Here is a 16,945-nt window from a genome sequence, read left to right as displayed (position 1 = left end):
GCAGGCCCATGTCGTCCACAGTCACCTCAGCGCACTGCCCACGAGGGAGATCAGGATGTAGACAATGATCATCAGTACGAAGAAGGACAGGTCGAGCGCCACGCCCCCGAGACGCAGCGGCGGGATGAACCGCCGCAGGAGCTTGAGCGGTGGATCGGTGACAGTGTAGGTGGCCTCCAGGACGACCACCATCGCCTTGCCGGGTTGCCACGAGCGGGCGAACTGGAAGACGTAGTCCATGACCAGACGGAAGATGAGCACGATGAGAAACACCATCAGCGCGATGTAGATCACCTGCGCGAACACGCTCATGGTCTGTCGGTCCCTCTCCCCTGTGTCCTGCTTCTGTCCGGTCCTGCGTCTCAGCTCTGGTTGAAGAACCCGCCCTCTGCGATACGGGCCTTGTCCTCCGCCGTGACATCGACGTTAGCAGGAGACAGCAGGAACACCTTCTGCGTCACCCGCTCGATGCTGCCGTGAAGACCAAACACCAGACCGGCCGCAAAGTCGACAAGTCGCTTCGCGTCCGTGTCATCCATCTCCGTGAGATTCATGATCACCGGAGTGCCCTCACGGAAGTGTTCCCCGATGGTACGGGCCTCGTTGTAGGTCCGCGGGTGAAGCGTGGTGATCCGGTAAGGCTCTCGTTCCGACACGACCTTGGGCATGATCACCGGTGCGTTCTTCTCCAGGTTCGCGCGTTCTTGTGTGATGGATGCCACGGGCGCGATGCGCGCCGGGCGTGCCGATTCAGCGGGAAGCGAAGCGGCCCGGGCAACCGGTTCACGGGGCGGGGGCGGTTGCGCCACCCGCACCTCTTCGTCCCTCTGGAGCTGATGCGCCCCGTGCAACTGGTGCGACGGCTCGTGCCGCCGGTGGTCCCGCTCGGGCTCCGGGTCGAGTTCGGGCTCGAAGTCGTCGTCTGGATCAAATCCGCGGCCGTCGTACCCATCGTCCTCCACGAGGCCGAGGTAGACCGCCATCTTGCGCATCGCGCCGGCCATGCTCCGAGTCCTCCTCTGTGGTGGATCCGCTGACGACCGCCAAGTGCCCGCGATCCACAAGGTCCTCAAGTCCGCCCATCAGCGGCAATGACCATATTTTCTACTGTGGTCCGACTTCCTGGCGACGTTACCCGAGCCCGGGGCGGACTCCGAGTACCGCACTGCCGACGCGCACATGTGTCGCTCCGGCCGCAACGGCCTGTTCGAGATCCGTACTCATCCCCGCGGAAACCATGTTCGCAGCCGGATGAGCCGTGCGCAGGTCGGTCGACAAATCCATCAAACGCTCGAACGCCGCCTGTTGCCGCCCGGCGTACTCCCCGGTGAGCGGGGCGACGGTCATCAGCCCGTCCAGCCGCAGCCCTTCGGACCCGGCGATCAGATCGGCCAACTCCGCGACGGCGCCCGGCGCGACGCCGCCGCGCTCCCCCCGGCCCCCGCCCGCCGCGGACTCGTCGGCGTCGAGCGCGACCTGGACGAGACAGCCGAGTTCACGTCCGGCCCGTACGGCTTCCCTGGCGAGGGCCGTGACAAGACGGGCACGGTCGACGGACTGCACGAAATCCGCGTAACCGACCACGGATCGCACCTTATTGGTCTGAAGCTGTCCGACGAAATGCCAGGAAAGGGGAAGATCCGAGCATTCGGCTGCCTTGGGGGCGGCCTCCTGGTCACGGTTCTCGGCGACATGGCGTACGCCGAGTTCCGACAGGATCCGCACATCACCGGCGGGAAAGGTCTTGGTGACCACGATCAGGGTCACCTCGGCGCGCCCGCGTCCGGCGGCCGCGCACGCGGCGGCGATCCGTCGCTCCACATCCGCGAGGTTCGCGGCGAGTTCGTCCCTACGTCGTTCCGTCATGCCCCATCAGTCCAGCCACACATAGCCGGCGAGCCGCCCGGTGGAGCGGTCGCGCCGGTACGAGAAGTGATCGTCCGACTCCCGGGTGCACACCTGCGACCGCTCCCGGTCGCGCACCCCGAGCCGTTCGAGCTGGGCGTGTACGCCCCCGTCCACATCGACCGCCGGTGTCCCCCAGCTCGTCTCGGCGTGCGCCGCCGGTTCGACGGCGGCCACGTCGGCGCGCATCGCCTCCGGCACCTCGTAGCACCGTCCGCAGACGGCGGGCCCGGTGCGGGCGACGATCCGGGCCGGGTCGGCACCGAGTCCGGTCATGGCCCGCACGGCGGCGGGAACCACCCCCGCGACCAGTCCGGGCCGTCCCGCGTGGGCCGCCGCGGCCACGCCGGCGACGGGGTCGGCGAGCAGCACCGGCACACAGTCGGCGGTGAGCACGGCCAGGGCGAGACCCCGTCGCGCGGTGACGACCGCGTCGGCCCCGGGGACCGGACGGTCGCCCCACGGCGCGTCGACCACCTCGGTGTCGGCGCCGTGCACCTGGTTCATCCACACCACCCGGGCCGGATCGAGGCCGAGGGACTTCGCGGCCAGTTCGCGGTTGACGCGTACGGCGTCGGGATCGTCGCCGACCGCTCCGCCGAGGTTGAGCTCCGCATACGGAGCGGCGCTCACCCCGCCCCACCGGTCGGTGAAGGCGAAGTGCGCGCCGCGCACGCTCTCGCGTTGTCCTATCACTTGAGGAAGTCCGGGACGTCCAGCTCCTCGGCCGCGCTGTCCGAGTACGCCCTCGTCGGCTGGACCGGCGGCTGGGCCACCGGGATGTCACTGACCGGCTCGGGGGCCGGCGCCGGCTCCTCCCGGGGCGTGACGCTGCCGAGCGAGCCGAAGGACGGCCGGCTCTCGGGCTGCCGCGCGGGAGCGGGCTCCTCGCGCTTGGCCGAGGACGAGCCGAGGACGTTGTCCCGCTTCGCCGGCGGCTGGCCGCCGTCGAAGCCGGCCGCGATCACGGTGACCCGGACCTCGTCGCCCAGGGCGTCGTCGATGACCGCGCCGAAGATGATGTTGGCCTCCGGGTGGGCGGCCTCGCTGACCAGCTGGGCGGCCTCGTTGATCTCGAACAGGCCGAGGTCGGAGCCGCCGGAGATGGAGAGCAGCACGCCCCGGGCGCCGTCGATGGAGGCTTCCAGCAGCGGCGAGGAGATCGCCATCTCGGCCGCCGCCACCGCGCGGTCGTCGCCGCGGGCCGAGCCGATGCCCATGAGGGCCGAACCGGCCTCGGACATGACCGACTTGACGTCGGCGAAGTCGAGGTTGATCAGGCCGGGCGTGGTGATGAGGTCGGTGATGCCCTGGACACCGGAGAGCAGGACCTGGTCCGCCGACTTGAAGGCGTCCAGGACCGAGACCTGGCGGTCCGAGATGGACAGCAGCCGGTCGTTGGGGATGACGATGAGGGTGTCGACCTCTTCACGGAGCTCGGCGATGCCGTCCTCCGCCTGGTTGGCGCGGCGCCGGCCCTCGAAGGTGAACGGGCGGGTGACCACGCCGATGGTGAGAGCGCCCAGCGAGCGGGCGATGTTGGCCACGACGGGGGCCCCGCCGGTGCCGGTGCCGCCGCCCTCACCGGCCGTCACGAAGACCATGTCGGCCCCCTTGAGGACCTCCTCGATCTCCTCGCGGTGGTCCTCGGCCGCCTTGCGGCCGACGGCCGGGTTGGCTCCGGCGCCGAGTCCGCGGGTGAGTTCCCGGCCGACGTCGAGCTTGACGTCGGCGTCGCTCATCAACAGGGCTTGCGCGTCGGTGTTGATGGCGATGAACTCGACGCCCTTGAGACCGACCTCGATCATCCGGTTGATGGCATTGACACCACCGCCGCCGACACCGATGACTTTGATGACTGCGAGGTAGTTCTGCGGTGCTGCCACGTCGAAGGCCTCTCGCCTCGAGTTACGTGTCGCCGTCTCACGGCCTTGCCGCGGTCCGACGACTGATGCCGATGGGGACGGTCCGTATCACCGACCCGAACCCTAACGTTGAAGTTTAGGGTTACCAGTGTGTCTGTTCTCTGGAGTCTTCTGAACAGGACACTAAGTCGACAAGCGGCGCGCGTTCAACGAACACGCCGAACCTCCCGTTTTTCTTTTCACCCTATGTGATCAGCCGTGGCACCGCCCAACCAGGGGGTTGACCTGCACTGATGAACGTCAACCCCCCGATGACGCGGGGGCGGTGGGAACACTCACGTCGAAGTGCCGTGCGTCCGGCGCCACTTTCAGCAGAGCGGTGAGGGTGCGCCCCTTCGCGGCACCCTTCTCGGCGCTCCCCCAGACGACCTCCCTGCCGTCCGTCAGCTTCAGCGAGATGTCGTCGTGGGTACGGACGTTGACGCTCCGGGTGACCCGGGCGACGGAGTCCGGGACGTCGCGGACGATCCGGACCGCCTCCCGCACCAGCCGCTCCTCGCCGAAGCGGCGCAGACTCGCGGCCGTGGTGCCGCTTCGACGGACGGTCAATTCCAGCCGGGGAACACCTCGGGGGGCCTTCGAAACCGTGGCGTACCGGACACCCTCGGCATCGATCTCGACGAACTCCCCGCCCTTTTCCATCAGAAGAACCGGGGTGCGCTCGGTGATTTTCAATCCGATTTCGTGCGGCCAGGAACGAACCACGTCAACTGCCGCGATCCGGGGCATCTCCCGGCGGAGCCGCGATGCGATCGTCTCGGTGTCCACCATGGCCAGCGGGCCCCCGAGGGGAACGGCGGCGACCTCGCGCACCTGCCCGGGAGTCAGCACACGGGTCCCGGACACGGAGACCCGCTCCGCCCTGGCCAGATCGGAGCCGTACAGCAGCCAGAACGCCCCGCTCCCGAGGAACACCAGGGCGATCGCCAGGATGATGATCAGACGAAGGTGCCGCCGCCTCAAGCGCCTGACGGGCGGCGGGCCGGACGACTCCCGCTGGCGTCCACCGCGCTCGGCGGTCGTCGTTCCGGCCACGAATCCTGCCTCCCGTCATCCGCGTTCACCTACGCGTCCAGGGCCTGTTCAGCGCCTACCCGGCGGATCATGCCGCAGACGCGGGGGCCGCCGCGCCCGCGCCGACGAGGCGCGCCGGTCTCCTGCGGCCCGATCCGCCGGTCAGGCTCTACTGCCGCGCACGGGCGGCGATCGCCTCGTACACCATGCCGACGAGCAGGTCGTCGGCGTCCCGGCGGCCGAACTCGGCGGCGGCGCGGGACATCTCGTACAGCTGGTGCGGGTCGGACAGCACCGGCAGCACGGTCTGCCGCACCCACTCCGGCGTCAGCTCCGCGTCGTCGACCAGCAGACCGCCGCCGGCCTTGACCACCGGCTGGGCGTTCAGCCGCTGCTCGCCGTTGCCGATCGGCAGCGGAACGTAGGCGGCCGGGAGCCCGACGGCGGAGAGTTCGGCGACGGTCATCGCGCCCGCGCGGCAGAGCATCATGTCGGCCGCGGCGTACGCCAGATCCATCCGATCCAGGTAACTTACCGGGATGTAGGGGGGCATTCCCGGCATCTGCTGCACCTGGGGCAGTTCGTTCTTCGGGCCGACCGCGTGCAGGATCTGGATCCCGGCCTGCTGCAGCCACGGCGCGACCTGCTGGACGACCTCGTTCAGCCGGCGGGCGCCCTGCGAGCCGCCGGAGACCAGCAGCGTGGGCAGGTTGGGGTCGAGCCCGAACGCGGCGCGGGCCTCGGGGCGCATGGCGGCCCGGTCCAGGGTGGCCACGGAGCGGCGCAGCGGGATCCCGATGTAGCGGGCGTCGCGCAACTTGCTGTCCGGGGTGGAGACGGCGACCTGGGCCGCGTACCGGGAGCCGATCTTGTTGGCCAGGCCGGGGCGGGCGTTGGCCTCGTGGACGATGATCGGCACCCCGAGCCGCTTGGCGGCGAGGTAGCCCGGCAGGGCGACGTAGCCGCCGAAGCCGACCACGGCGTCCGCCTTGGTGCGTTCCAGGATCTGCTCCGTCGCCTTGATGGTGCCGCGCAGCCGGCCCGGGACGGTGATCAGCTCCGGGGTGGGCTTGCGCGGCAGCGGTACGGCGGGGATCAGCGCCAGTTCGTACCCGCGCTCGGGTACCAGGCGTGTCTCGAGACCGCGTTCCGTGCCCAGGGCCGTGATGCCCACGGTCGGATCATGCCTGCGCAGGGCATCCGCGAGGGCGAGCGCGGGCTCGATGTGGCCCGCGGTTCCTCCGCCGGCGAGTACGACATGCACCGAAATTCACCGCTCTCCGGACGAACGTGCCGCCGTGGCGCGCCGTCGCATCGTGTTCCATCTCCGGGGCTGCTGAGAACCCCCGGCCCGCTTTCTACCAAAGCGAGGTTGCCGCATCGCAAGCGCCGCCCGCGCAGCGGGCTCGTCACGCGCGAAGGCGATCAGCAGCCCGATGGCGAACATGGTCGGCAACAGGGCGGACCCCCCGTAGGAGAACAGCGGGAGCGGGACACCGGCGATCGGCAGCAGTCCGAGGACCGCACCGATGTTGATCACGGCCTGCGCCGTGATCCAGGTGGTCACGCCTCCCGCGGCATACCTCACGAAGGGGTCCTCCGTGCGTCCGGCCACGCGGATACCCGCATAGCCTAGAGCCGCGAACAGGGCGAGTACCGACAGCGTCCCCGCCAGGCCCAGTTCCTCACCGGTGACGGCGAAGATGAAGTCGGTGTGGGCTTCCGGTAGTTGGCCCCATTTCTCCACACTCGCGCCCAGTCCGGAACCGAAGATCCCGCCGGAGGCGAGGGCGTAGATCCCGTGCACCGCCTGCCAGCAGTCGACGGGACCCGCCTGGGGTTCGGTGGCGCCGAGGCAGGAGAGCCGGGCCATGCGGTTCGGGCTGCTCCAGATGAGGAACGCGCCGATCAGCACGGCGACCGCCAGCACCCCGGCGAACAACCGGGTGGGCGCTCCCGTCAGCCAGAGCAGGCCGAACAGGATCGCCGTCAGGATGATCGCCGTGCCCATGTCGCCGCCCAGCATGATCAGTCCGAGCAGCATGAAGGCGACCGGTACGAGCGGCACCAGCAGGTGCTTCCACTGGGCCAGCAGCCGTCTGTCCTGCTTGCGGGCGAGCAGGTCGGCGCCCCACAGCACCAGGGCGAGCTTGCCGAACTCACTGGGCTGGAGTTGGAAGGAGCCGCCGAGGTCGATCCAGTTCTGGTTGCCGTTGACCGCCATCCCTATCCCCGGCACCTGCACCAGGATCATCAGGAAGACGGAGCCCGCGAGGAGGGGGTAGGCCAGCGCCCGGTGCAGTTTCACGGGCATCCGGGCGGCCGCGAGCAGCAGCACCGTCCCGATGCCGGCGGCCAGGAGCTGCTTGCGGAAGAAGTACGAGCCCGGCAGCGAGTTCTGCAGCGCGGTGATCTGGGAGGCCGAGTAGACCATCACCAGGCCGAGCACGATGATCAGCGCGCTGCCGCCGAGGATCACGTAGTAGGCGGTCAGCGGCCGGTCCCAGGCCCTGCGCGCCCGTGTGCCGAGGGCGCGGACGGTGTTCCGGCGGACCGGCCGGGGCACGGCGGGCGGGCGGGGCGCCCGTCGCGCGGGCGGCCGCCCGGTGCGGCTAGTGGACATGGCGGCCTCCGCTGTGCGCCCCACGGTGCCTCGACGGTCCCACAGGTCCCTCCCAGGGTCGCCCGGCGCAGGCGGCCGGGTCAGGCACCGAGTTCGCGCACCGCCTGTGCGAACGCCTCACCGCGCCTGTTGTAGTCGGCGAACATGTCCATCGATGCGCAGGCCGGGGCCAGCAGCACCGTGTCGCCGGGCCGTGCGAGCCGCTTCGCCTCCTGGACAGCCTGGAGCATCGCCCCAGTGTCGGTCCGGTCGAGGTCGACCACGGGTACCTCCGGGGCGTGTCGCGCCAGGGCTTCGCGGATCAGCTCGCGGTCCCGGCCGATCAGGACGGCGCCGCGGAGCCGCTTCGCCGCCCCCGCGACCAGTTCGTCGAAGGTGGCGCCCTTGGCGAGTCCGCCGGCGATCCACACGATCGACTCGTAGGCCGCCAACGACGCCTGTGCCGCATGGGTGTTGGTCGCCTTGGAGTCGTCGACATAGGCGACCCCGTCCACGTCGGCGACGTGCGCGACGCGGTGGGCGTCCGGGGTGAAGGCCCGCAGCCCGTCCCGTACGGCCGCCGCCGGCACCCCGAAGGCGCGCGCGAGGGCGGCCGCGGCAAGGGCGTTGGCGATGTTGTGCGGGGCGGGCGGGTCGACGTCGGTGACCTCGGCGAGTTCCTGGGCGCTGCTGTACCGGTCCTCGACGAAGGCGCGGTCGACCAGGATGCCCTCCACGACACCGAGTTGGGAGGGGCCGGGGGTACCGAGGGTGAAGCCGACGGCGCGGCAGCCCTCTTCGACGTCGGCCGCGCGGACCAGGTCCTCGGTGGACGGCTTGTCGGTGGCGTCGGCGTTGTAGACGCAGGCGATCCGATTGCCCTCGTAGACACGGCCCTTGTCGGCGGCGTACGCCTCCATGGAGCCGTGCCAGTCGAGGTGGTCGGGGGCGAGGTTCAGCACCGTCGCCGAGTGGGCGCGCAAGGAGGGCGCCCAGTGGAGCTGGTAGCTGGACAGCTCCACGGCGAGCACGTCGTACTCTTCCTCGCCGGTGACGACGTCGAGCAGGGAGACGCCGATGTTGCCGACGGCGGCCGTCCGCAGGCCCGCGGCGCGGAGGATCGACGCGAGCATCTGGACGGTGGTGGTCTTGCCGTTGGTGCCGGTGACCGCGAGCCAGGGTGCCGCGTCGGGCTTCCTGAGCCGCCAGGCGAGTTCGACGTCGCCCCACACCGGCACCCCGGCCTCGTCCGCCGCCGCGAACAGCGGCTTGTCCGGCTTCCAGCCGGGGGCGGTGACGATCAGTTCGGTGCCGTCGGGCAGGGTCGCGCCGTCACCGAGGCGCACGGCGATGCCGAGCGCCTCCAGTTCGGCGGCCTGCTCGCGGGCGCGTGGGTCGTCGCCGTCGTTGACGACGGTGACCCGCGCGCCGAGTCCGTGCAGCACCTTCGCCGCCGGGACACCGGAGACTCCGAGCCCGGCCACGGTGACGTGCTTGCCCTGCCAGTCGGTCACTTGTCCGCTGCCCATCCCGCGTAGAAGATGCCGAGTCCGACGATCACACAGATGCCCTGGATGATCCAGAAGCGGACCACCACAAGGACTTCGGACCACCCCTTGAGTTCGAAGTGGTGCTGGAGTGGCGCCATGCGGAAGACGCGCTTCCCGGTGAGCTTGAAGGAGCCGACCTGGATGACCACCGACATGGTGATGAGGACGAACAGTCCGCCCAGGATGGCGACCAGCAGCTCGGTGCGGGAGCAGATCGCGAGACCCGCGAGGACGCCGCCGAGCGCGAGCGAACCGGTGTCACCCATGAAGATCTTGGCCGGCGAGGTGTTCCACCACAGGAAGCCGAGGCAGGAGCCCATCAGCGCGGAGGCGACCACCGCGAGGTCGAGGGGGTCTCTCACCTCGTAACAGGCACCCGGGTTGGTCAGGGTCGTCGCATTGGCGCAGGACTCCTGGAACTGCCAGACGCCGATGAAGGTGTAGGCGCCGAAGACCAGGACGGAGGCGCCGGTGGCCAGACCGTCCAGACCGTCCGTCAGGTTCACGCCGTTCGACATCGCGAGGATCATGAACAACGCCCAGATGACGAACAGCACCGGGCCGATGGTCCAGCCGAAGTCGGTGATGAACGAGAGCTTGGTGGACGCCGGGGTGTTGCCCCGGTTGTCCGCGAACTGCAGGGCGAGTACGGCGAAGGTGATACCGACGATCAGCTGGCCGGACATCTTCGCTTTGGCCCGCAGGCCCAGCGAACGCCGCTTGACGATCTTGATGTAGTCGTCCAGGAAGCCGACCAGGCCCATGCCCACCATCAGGCCGAGCACCAGCAGACCCGAGAAGGTCGGCGCCGCGTCGGCCTTCGGGTCCACGTAGCCGGTGACCAGTTTCGCCAGGAAGTACGCGGCGACCGTCGCCAGGATGAAGGCGATACCGCCCATCGTCGGCGTACCGCGCTTGCTGGCGTGCTCGCGCGGGCCGTCGTCGCGGATGTACTGCCCGTACCCCTTGCGTGCGAGCAGCTTGATCAGCAGCGGAGTGCCGACCAGCGTCAGGAAGAGACCAATGACTCCTGCGAACAGGATCTGCTTCATCATCGGGTGACGACCTCACCCTCGGTACCGGTCGCGAGCAGCGCCTGCGCCACGCTCTCGAGACCGACCGAACGGGACGCCTTCACGAGAACGACGTCTCCCTGGCGCAATTCACTGCGCAACAGGTCGACAGCCGCCTGTGCGTCGGACACGTGCACCGACTCCTCACCCCACGAACCCTCGTTATATGCGCCCAGTTGCAGCCAGGCGGCTTCCCTGCCCCCGACCGCGACGAGCTTGCTGACGTTGAGCCGGACGGCGAGCCGTCCGACCGCGTCGTGCTCGGCGAGCGCCTCGTCCCCGAGCTCGGCCATCTTGCCGAGCACCGCCCACGTACGACCCCCCTTCGCCTGTGAGGCTTTGCCCATGGCCGCGAGCGCGCGCAGGGCGGCTCGCATGGACTCGGGGTTCGCGTTGTAGGCGTCGTTGACGACCGTCACGCCGTCCGGGCGCTCGGTGACCTCCATCCGCCAGCGGGAGAGGGAGCCCGCCTCGGAGAGCGCGAGTGCAATCTCTTCTGCGGACATGCCCAACTCGTGGGCGACGGCGGCCGCGGCGAGCGCGTTCGACACGTGATGCTCACCGTACAGGCGCATGGTCACATCGCTTGCACCGGAGGGTGTGTGAAGCCTGAACGAGGGCTGTCCGCTGTCCGTGAGTCGCACGTTCTCGGCCCGAACGTCCGCTTCGTCGGTCTCTCCGAAAAGGAGCACCTTCGCCTTCGTACGGGACGCCATGGCGCGTACGAGCGGGTCGTCCGCGTTGAGGATCGCGGTGCCGCCCTCCTCGGCCGGCGGCAGGGCCTCCACCATCTCGCCCTTGGCCTGGGCGATCTGCGCCCGGCCGCCGAACTCGCCGATGTGGGAGGTGCCGACGTTGAGGACCAGACCGACCTTCGGGGGCGTCAGGTCGGTGAGGTAGCGGATGTGGCCGATCCCGCGGGCACCCATCTCCAGCACGAGGAACTTCGTCTCCTCGGTAGCGGTGAGCGCGGTCAGCGGCAGCCCGATCTCGTTGTTGAGGGATCCGGGGGTGAAGACGGTGGGCGCCTTGCGCCGCAGCACCTGCGCGATGAGGTCCTTGGTGCTGGTCTTGCCGGACGAGCCGGTGAGCGCGACGAGGGTCGCGCCGAGGCGCTGCACGACGTGCCGGGCGAGGGCGCCCAGCGCTCTCTGGACGTCGTCGACGACGATCGCGGGCACGCCCACGGGGCGGGAGCCGAGCACGGCGGCCGCGCCCGCCTCGACGACCGCGGCCGCGAAGTCGTGGCCGTCCACGTGTTCGCCGACGAAGGCGACGAAGAGGCTGCCGGGACCCGCTTCCCGCGAGTCCCGGACGACACCTCCGGTGACCTGGACGGACGGATCCGGTATGTCGTACGTCTGCCCGCCGACGACTTCGGCGATCTCGGCGAGGGAGAGGGCGATCACAAGTTCATCCCTGGGTCTGCTGGATAGCTTCGCGGAGCACCTGGCGGTCGTCGAAGGGACGCACCACCCCGGCGATGTCCTGTCCCTGCTCGTGGCCCTTGCCCGCGACCAGCACGGCGTCGCCGGGCTGTGCGCGGGCGACGGCGGCGGCGATCGCCGCGGCCCGGTCCTCGAAGACCTGCACCTCGCCACGCTCGTGGGCGGGCACGGAGGCCGCGCCCTGGAGCATGGCGGCGAGGATGGCGAGGGGGTCCTCGGAGCGGGGGTTGTCTGAGGTCAGTACGGCGGTGTCGGCGAGCCGGGCCGCCGCGGCGCCCATCGGCTCGCGCTTGGTGACGTCCCGGTCGCCGCCGCAGCCGAGCACCACGTGCACCTGGCCCTCGGTGACCCTGCGCAGGGCGCGCAGCACCGACTCGACGGCGTCGGTCTTGTGGGCGTAGTCGACCACCGCGAGGTACGGCTGGCCCTCGTCCACCCGCTCCAGCCGGCCGGGCACACCGGGGACGGCGGCGACACCGTCGGCGGCGGCCTGCGGGTCGAGTCCGGCGGCGGCGAGGGCGACGATCGCGGCGAGGGTGTTGGCCACGTTGAACGGGCCCGGCAGCGGCGACCGGGCGGTGATCCGCTCGTTCTCGGGCCCGATCACGGTGAACGTCGAGTCGGTCGGGCCGACCTCGACGTCCGCGGCGCGCCAGTCGGCGTCGGGGTGTCCCTCCGCGGAGTAGGTGATGACGGGGACGCCGGCCTCCTTGGTGAGGCGGCGGCCGTACTCGTCGTCGGCGTTGACCACCGCGAGCCGGCTGCGCTGCGGGGTGAACAGGCGCGCCTTGGCCGCGAAGTAGTCCTCCATGCCGGAGTGGAACTCCATGTGCTCCGGGCTGAGGTTGGTGAAGACGGCGATGTCGAAGACACAGGCGTCCACCCGGCCCAGCACCAGGGCGTGGCTGGAGACCTCCATGGCGACCGCGTCGACCCCGCGTTCGCGCATGACGGCGAACAGGGCCTGGAGGTCGGTGGCTTCCGGCGTGGTGCGCTCGGACTTGATGCGCTCGTCACCCACGCGCATCTCGACGGTGCCGATGAGTCCCGTGCTGTGCACGGACCTGAGGCCCCCCTCGACGAGATAGGCGGTGGTGGTCTTGCCGGAGGTGCCGGTGATGCCGATCTGGAGCAGGTCGCGGCCCGGGTGGCCGTAGATCGTGGCCGCCAGTTCGCCCATCTCCCCGCGGGGGTCGTCGACCACCAGCGCGGGCAGTCCGGCCGCGGCGACGCGTTCGGCACCGCTCGGGTCGGTGAGCACGGCGACCGCGCCGAGGCCCGCAGCCTGGGTGACGAAGTCGGCGCCGTGCGCGCGGGCACCGGGGAGGGCGGCGTACAGGTCGCCGGGACGTACGGCGCGCGAGTCATGGGTGATGCCCGTGACGTCGGCGGTCCGGGACGGTGCGGTGACACCCAGTTGACCGGCGAGTTCCGCGAGAGGTGTGGCGGAGACCCGCGCCGGCCGGGGCGGCCCGGGAAATGTCACGGGTTGGCCCTTCTGAGTGGTTTGCGACTGATCAGCGTGTGGCACGGCGGTGAGCGTACCGGGCGTACCCGCCGCGGAGCCAAAGCGGGGCTCGCCTGCGGCCCCGTCCGGTGGGGGCGACGGGGCGGGTGGTGGGGGTGATGGGGCAGGTGGCGGGAACGAGGGGTCCGGTCCTCGGCGGGGGGTGTCCCGGTTCCCGGGATCGGGGGTGATCGTTGTCACGGGCTGTTCCTGGGTGGTTCCGTGCCGGCCGGACGCGAGGGGTTCGCGGCCGGTCAGCGTGTGAAGGTGACCGGGAGGTTGGCCGGTTCGGCGCCGGTCGGCGGCACCTGGAGGGTCTTGAGGGCGAACTCCATGACCTTCTTGTAGACGGGTCCGCAGATCTGGCCGCCGAAGTAACTGCCCTCGGTGGCGTTCTGGATGGCGCAGTAGACGGTGATCCGGGGCTGGTCCGCGGGTGCGAACCCGGCGAAGGAGGAGGTGTAGCCGTGGTACTTGCCGGTGGCCGGATCCACACGGTTGGCCGTACCCGTCTTCCCCGCGACCCGGTAGCCGGGGATGCGCGCCTTGGTTCCGGTGCCCTCCTCGTCGTCCACGACCGACTCCAGCATCCGGGCGAGGGTCTTCGCCGTCTTCTCGCTGACCACCCGTGACTTCTCGGGCTCCGGGGCGGGGGTGAAGCGTTGGTCGGGTCCCTTGGTGCCGCGTACGAGCGTGGGCTCGATGCGTACGCCGCCGTTGGCGATGGTCGAGTAGACGGACGCGGCCTGCATGGCGTTGACCGACACGCCCTGGCCGAAAGGAATCGTGTACTGCTGCGAGGTCGACCAGGCGCCGGGCGGGGCGAGGATGCCCTTGGTCTCGCCGGGGAAGCCCAGTCCGGTGTGGTCGCCGAGGCCGAACTTGCGCAGGTAGTCGTAGAGGACCTTGTTGGCCTGGGCCTGGGTCTTGCCGAGCTGGCCGGTGGCCAGGATGGTGCCGATGTTGCTGGACTTGGCGAGCACCCCGTTGAGCGTCAGGTACCAGGTCGGGTGGTCGACGTCGTCCTTGAACAGCCGGTCGCCGCGGTGCAGCCGGTTGGGCACGACGACGTGCGTCTGCGGGGTGGCCGCCCCCTCCTCCAGCACGGCCGCCATCGACATGACCTTGGCGGTGGAACCGGGCTCGAAGGCGTCCTGGAGGGCCGCGTTGCCGAGCGCCGCCGGATCGGCCTCGGAGAGGTCGCCCGGATCGAACCCGGGCGCGTTGGCCAGGGCGAGGACCTCACCGGTGCGGGTGTCCTGGACGATGACGTAGCCGCGGTCGGCCGCGGACTTCTCGACCTGCTCGCTGATGGCGTTCTGCGCGGCCCACTGGATGTCGCGGTCGATGGTGAGCTCGACGTCGCTGCCGGGCACGGCCGGCGTCTCGCTGGACCCCGCGGTCGGCACCAGACGGCCGCCGGACTGGACGAAGCGGATGCTGCCGTCCTCACCGGCGAGCCGCTTGTCCAGCTGGAGTTCGATGCCGCCGCCGCCCTTGCCCTCGGCGTTGACCCAGCCCAGTATCCCGGCGGCGAGTTCGTTGTTCGGGTAGACCCGCTTGCTGGTGGGCACGGACAGGACGCCCGCGAGGACGTTGGCGGAGGACGTGTCGGTCTTCGCCTTCTTCGCCAGCGCGGTCTTCAGGTCCTTGATCTGCTTCCAGACCTGCGGGGTCTGGCGGCTCGCGAGTTTGACGTAGCGCAGGGCCTTGTTGTCCGGCCGCAGCTTCTCGACCAGCTTGTCCTGGTCCTGGCCGAGGATCGGGGCGAGGAGGACGGCGGCCTGTTCTGGGCCGTCGGGGATCTCCAGCTGGTCGGGGGCGAACATCGTGGGGTCGGCGGTGATGTCGTAGGCGTCCTCGCTGGTCGCCAGGGCGACACCGTTGCGGTCGGTGATCTCGCCGCGCTCGGCGTCCAGCACCTGGCCGACCTGGAGGTTCTGCCCGGCCTTCGCCGCATAGGTGTCGGCCTCGACGGCCTGCACCTGGAGCAGGCGTACGACGAAGACGCTCAGGACGAGGGTCAGGGCCAGGCCGACCAGGCGCAGGCGGGGGCGCGGGCTGCCCAGCCGGAGGGCCTTCGGGGCCGCCGGGCGGGGCGGAGCGGGGCGGCGGGCCGGGCGGTGGCCGGGTCCGGGGCGCTGCCGGGCGCCCGGGCGGGCGGGACCGGCGGGTCCGGGCACGCGACGGCGCGGCGGTTGCCCGGCGGTGTTTCCGGTGTCGTCGGCCACTTCCGTCACCTGCCGGGAGTCGATGCGGGCGTGGGCGTGACCGCGGAGGTCGGGAGAACGGCTGCGATGCTCGGTACCGCGTAGGGGGGCGGGGCCGTCGCGGTGGCCAGTGCCTCGGGAGGGATCACCAGGGGAGCGCGGGCGGCGGAGGCCGGGGCGGGGGCGCCCTTGACCTTGCCGTCGGGGCTCAGGAAGACGGGGTCGCCGCCGGGCACCATGCCGAGTTCGCGTGCGCGGCGCTGCAGGGCGTCGGGAGCGGAGTGGGCGTCGATGTCCCGCTGCAGGGCCTGTTCCTCGTCGGTGAGGCTCTTCGTCTCCCGCTTGAGGTCGTCGAGTTCGAACGCTCCCTCGCTGAGGGCCGAGTTCAGCACCAGGAGCCCGATCAGGCCACCGCCCAGGAGAAGGACGACGAGCAGCACGAAGGGGGTGCGGGCGGCCTGGGCCCGTCCCGTGGGGAGGAGCCCCGCGAGACGGGCCGCCCTCCCCTTCAGCTCGGGCAGTTCGGGTTTCCTGCTCACTCACGCTCCCCTGGGTTCGCCTGCCTTCCGTACCCGCATGTCCCGTACGGCGCCGGGCTCACGTGCCGTGACCGCCTCACGCGCCCCTTCGCCTCACACGTCTCGTTCAAGGTGCTCCCTGATCCGCTGGGCACCTCGCAGCCGTGCGGGTGCGGCACGCCGGTTCTCGGCGATCTCCTCCTCGGTGGGAAGTTCGGCACCGCGTGTCAGCAGCTTGAGCCGGGGCTGGTAGCGCTCGGGGACGACCGGCAGTCCGGGAGGCGCGGTGGTGGCGGCACCCGCCGCGAGCACCTGCTTGACCAGCCGGTCCTCCAGGGAGTGGTACGACAGCACGGCGATCCGGCCGCCGACGTCGAGCGCCTTCACCGCGGCCGGGACGGCCCGCTCCAGTACGGAGAGTTCGCCGTTGACCTCGATCCGCAGCGCCTGGAAGGTGCGCTTCGCCGGATTGCCACCGGTGCGTTTGGCGGCCTGCGGAAGCGCGTCCCGGATCAGCTCGACCAGGCGTGCGCTGGTGGTGAACGGCTCCTTCTCCCGCTCGCGCACCACCGCGGCCACGATCCGCTTGGCCTGCTTCTCCTCGCCGTAGGCGCGCAGGATGCGGACGAGTTCACCGGGCGGGTAGGTGTTGAGGACCTCGGCGGCGCTGACGCCGGCCGTCTGGTCCATGCGCATGTCGAGCGGGGCGTCCTGGGCGTAGGCGAAGCCCCGGTCGGCCTCGTCGAGCTGCATGGAGGACACGCCCAGGTCGAACAGGACGCCCTGCACGCGCGCGATACCGAGCCGGTCGAGCACCTCGGGGAGTTCGTCGTAGACGGCGTGCACCAGGGTGGCGCGCTCGCCGAACGGGGCGAGCCGCTCGCGGGACAGGCGCAGGGCCTCCTTGTCCCGGTCCAGGGCGACCAGCCTCACCTCGGGGAACCGCGTCAGCAGGGCCTCGCTGTGGCCGCCGAGACCGAGGGTGCAGTCGACGACCACCGCTCCCGGCTGTTCCAGGGCGGGCGCCAGCAGGTCCAGGCACCGCTGGAGCATCACCGGAACGTGCCGACTCTGCCCGCCCGTGTTCGCAAACGCTTCGCGCCCCATTGGATCTGGGCCCTCTCAAGGTCCGGCGCGGCCGTGACGCACCGCCGGGTCCCCGCCCCTCCCCCGGTGTGGACGGGGCGGCCTGC

At 70.7% G+C, this 16,945-nt stretch carries 15 protein-coding genes; all 15 read right to left on the bottom strand.

Annotation, left to right across the window (positions count from 1 at the left end; genetic code table 11):
• Positions 1-21: 21 nt before the first annotated feature.
• Complete coding sequence (locus PYS65_RS27050; RefSeq protein ID WP_109383520.1) at positions 22-312, bottom strand: YggT family protein; 291 nt, start codon at positions 310-312, stop codon at positions 22-24.
• A gap of 50 nt (positions 313-362) precedes the next feature.
• Positions 363-1,004 carry a cell division protein SepF gene (locus PYS65_RS27045; RefSeq protein WP_279336543.1) on the bottom strand — a complete coding sequence of 214 codons (642 nt, stop codon included), beginning with the start codon at positions 1,002-1,004 and terminating at the stop codon, positions 363-365.
• Positions 1,005-1,131: 127 nt separating this feature from the next.
• Positions 1,132-1,866, bottom strand: coding sequence for a YggS family pyridoxal phosphate-dependent enzyme (locus PYS65_RS27040; protein ID WP_279336542.1), 735 nt, complete (start codon positions 1,864-1,866; stop codon positions 1,132-1,134).
• A 6-nt stretch (positions 1,867-1,872) separates the two neighbouring features.
• On the bottom strand, positions 1,873-2,601 hold the full coding sequence (gene pgeF, locus PYS65_RS27035) for a peptidoglycan editing factor PgeF (protein WP_279336541.1): 729 nt from the start codon (positions 2,599-2,601) through the stop codon (positions 1,873-1,875).
• A complete protein-coding gene (ftsZ, locus tag PYS65_RS27030) occupies positions 2,598-3,791 on the bottom strand; it encodes a cell division protein FtsZ (RefSeq protein ID WP_279336540.1) in 1,194 nt (397 codons plus the stop codon). The genes pgeF and ftsZ overlap by 4 nt, the downstream gene beginning before the upstream one ends.
• 279 nt (positions 3,792-4,070) lie before the next feature.
• Positions 4,071-4,865, bottom strand: a complete 795-nt coding sequence (locus PYS65_RS27025) for a cell division protein FtsQ/DivIB (RefSeq protein WP_279336539.1) — start codon at positions 4,863-4,865, stop codon at positions 4,071-4,073.
• Positions 4,866-5,013: 148 nt separating this feature from the next.
• Positions 5,014-6,108 carry an undecaprenyldiphospho-muramoylpentapeptide beta-N-acetylglucosaminyltransferase gene (gene murG / locus PYS65_RS27020; protein ID WP_279336538.1) on the bottom strand — a complete coding sequence of 365 codons (1,095 nt, stop codon included), beginning with the start codon at positions 6,106-6,108 and terminating at the stop codon, positions 5,014-5,016.
• Between the two features lie 6 nt (positions 6,109-6,114).
• Positions 6,115-7,467, bottom strand: coding sequence for a putative lipid II flippase FtsW (gene ftsW, locus PYS65_RS27015; RefSeq protein ID WP_279336537.1), 1,353 nt, complete (start codon positions 7,465-7,467; stop codon positions 6,115-6,117).
• Positions 7,468-7,547: 80 nt separating this feature from the next.
• Positions 7,548-8,975 (bottom strand): UDP-N-acetylmuramoyl-L-alanine--D-glutamate ligase, encoded by a 1,428-nt coding sequence (murD, locus tag PYS65_RS27010; protein ID WP_279336536.1) that lies wholly within the window; start codon positions 8,973-8,975, stop codon positions 7,548-7,550.
• Positions 8,957-10,048, bottom strand: coding sequence for a phospho-N-acetylmuramoyl-pentapeptide-transferase (gene mraY / locus PYS65_RS27005; protein WP_279338093.1), 1,092 nt, complete (start codon positions 10,046-10,048; stop codon positions 8,957-8,959). The genes murD and mraY overlap by 19 nt, the downstream gene beginning before the upstream one ends.
• A complete protein-coding gene (locus tag PYS65_RS27000) occupies positions 10,048-11,478 on the bottom strand; it encodes a UDP-N-acetylmuramoyl-tripeptide--D-alanyl-D-alanine ligase (RefSeq protein ID WP_279336535.1) in 1,431 nt (476 codons plus the stop codon). The genes mraY and PYS65_RS27000 overlap by 1 nt, the downstream gene beginning before the upstream one ends.
• 4 nt (positions 11,479-11,482) lie before the next feature.
• Positions 11,483-13,003 carry a UDP-N-acetylmuramoyl-L-alanyl-D-glutamate--2,6-diaminopimelate ligase gene (locus PYS65_RS26995; protein ID WP_279336534.1) on the bottom strand — a complete coding sequence of 507 codons (1,521 nt, stop codon included), beginning with the start codon at positions 13,001-13,003 and terminating at the stop codon, positions 11,483-11,485.
• A gap of 275 nt (positions 13,004-13,278) precedes the next feature.
• The gene (locus tag PYS65_RS26990) at positions 13,279-15,264 is read right to left on the bottom strand and encodes a peptidoglycan D,D-transpeptidase FtsI family protein (RefSeq protein WP_388701805.1); all 1,986 of its coding nucleotides are present in this window, start codon (positions 15,262-15,264) and stop codon (positions 13,279-13,281) included.
• Positions 15,261-15,773 (bottom strand): cell division protein FtsL, encoded by a 513-nt coding sequence (gene ftsL, locus PYS65_RS26985; RefSeq protein WP_279336532.1) that lies wholly within the window; start codon positions 15,771-15,773, stop codon positions 15,261-15,263. Before ftsL ends, PYS65_RS26990 begins: the two co-directional genes overlap by 4 nt.
• Positions 15,774-15,866: 93 nt before the next feature.
• A complete protein-coding gene (rsmH, locus tag PYS65_RS26980; protein ID WP_279336531.1) occupies positions 15,867-16,859 on the bottom strand; it encodes a 16S rRNA (cytosine(1402)-N(4))-methyltransferase RsmH in 993 nt (330 codons plus the stop codon).
• Positions 16,860-16,945 lie beyond the last annotated feature (86 nt).

This window comes from Streptomyces cathayae (assembly GCF_029760955.1).
Lineage (GTDB): Bacteria > Actinomycetota > Actinomycetes > Streptomycetales > Streptomycetaceae > Streptomyces > Streptomyces cathayae.
Note: the sequence above shows the minus strand (reverse complement) of the source record. Positions and strands in the feature narration are given on the sequence as shown.

Coding starts and splice junctions, on each gene's coding strand:
- PYS65_RS27050 (WP_109383520.1), bottom strand. CDS start 312: ATGAGCGTGTTCGCGCAGGTGATCTACATCGCGCTGATGGTGTTTCTC.
- PYS65_RS27045 (WP_279336543.1), bottom strand. CDS start 1,004: ATGGCCGGCGCGATGCGCAAGATGGCGGTCTACCTCGGCCTCGTGGAG.
- PYS65_RS27040 (WP_279336542.1), bottom strand. CDS start 1,866: ATGACGGAACGACGTAGGGACGAACTCGCCGCGAACCTCGCGGATGTG.
- ftsW (WP_279336537.1), bottom strand. CDS start 7,467: ATGTCCACTAGCCGCACCGGGCGGCCGCCCGCGCGACGGGCGCCCCGC.
- murD (WP_279336536.1), bottom strand. CDS start 8,975: ATGGGCAGCGGACAAGTGACCGACTGGCAGGGCAAGCACGTCACCGTG.
- mraY (WP_279338093.1), bottom strand. CDS start 10,048: ATGAAGCAGATCCTGTTCGCAGGAGTCATTGGTCTCTTCCTGACGCTG.
- rsmH (WP_279336531.1), bottom strand. CDS start 16,859: ATGGGGCGCGAAGCGTTTGCGAACACGGGCGGGCAGAGTCGGCACGTT.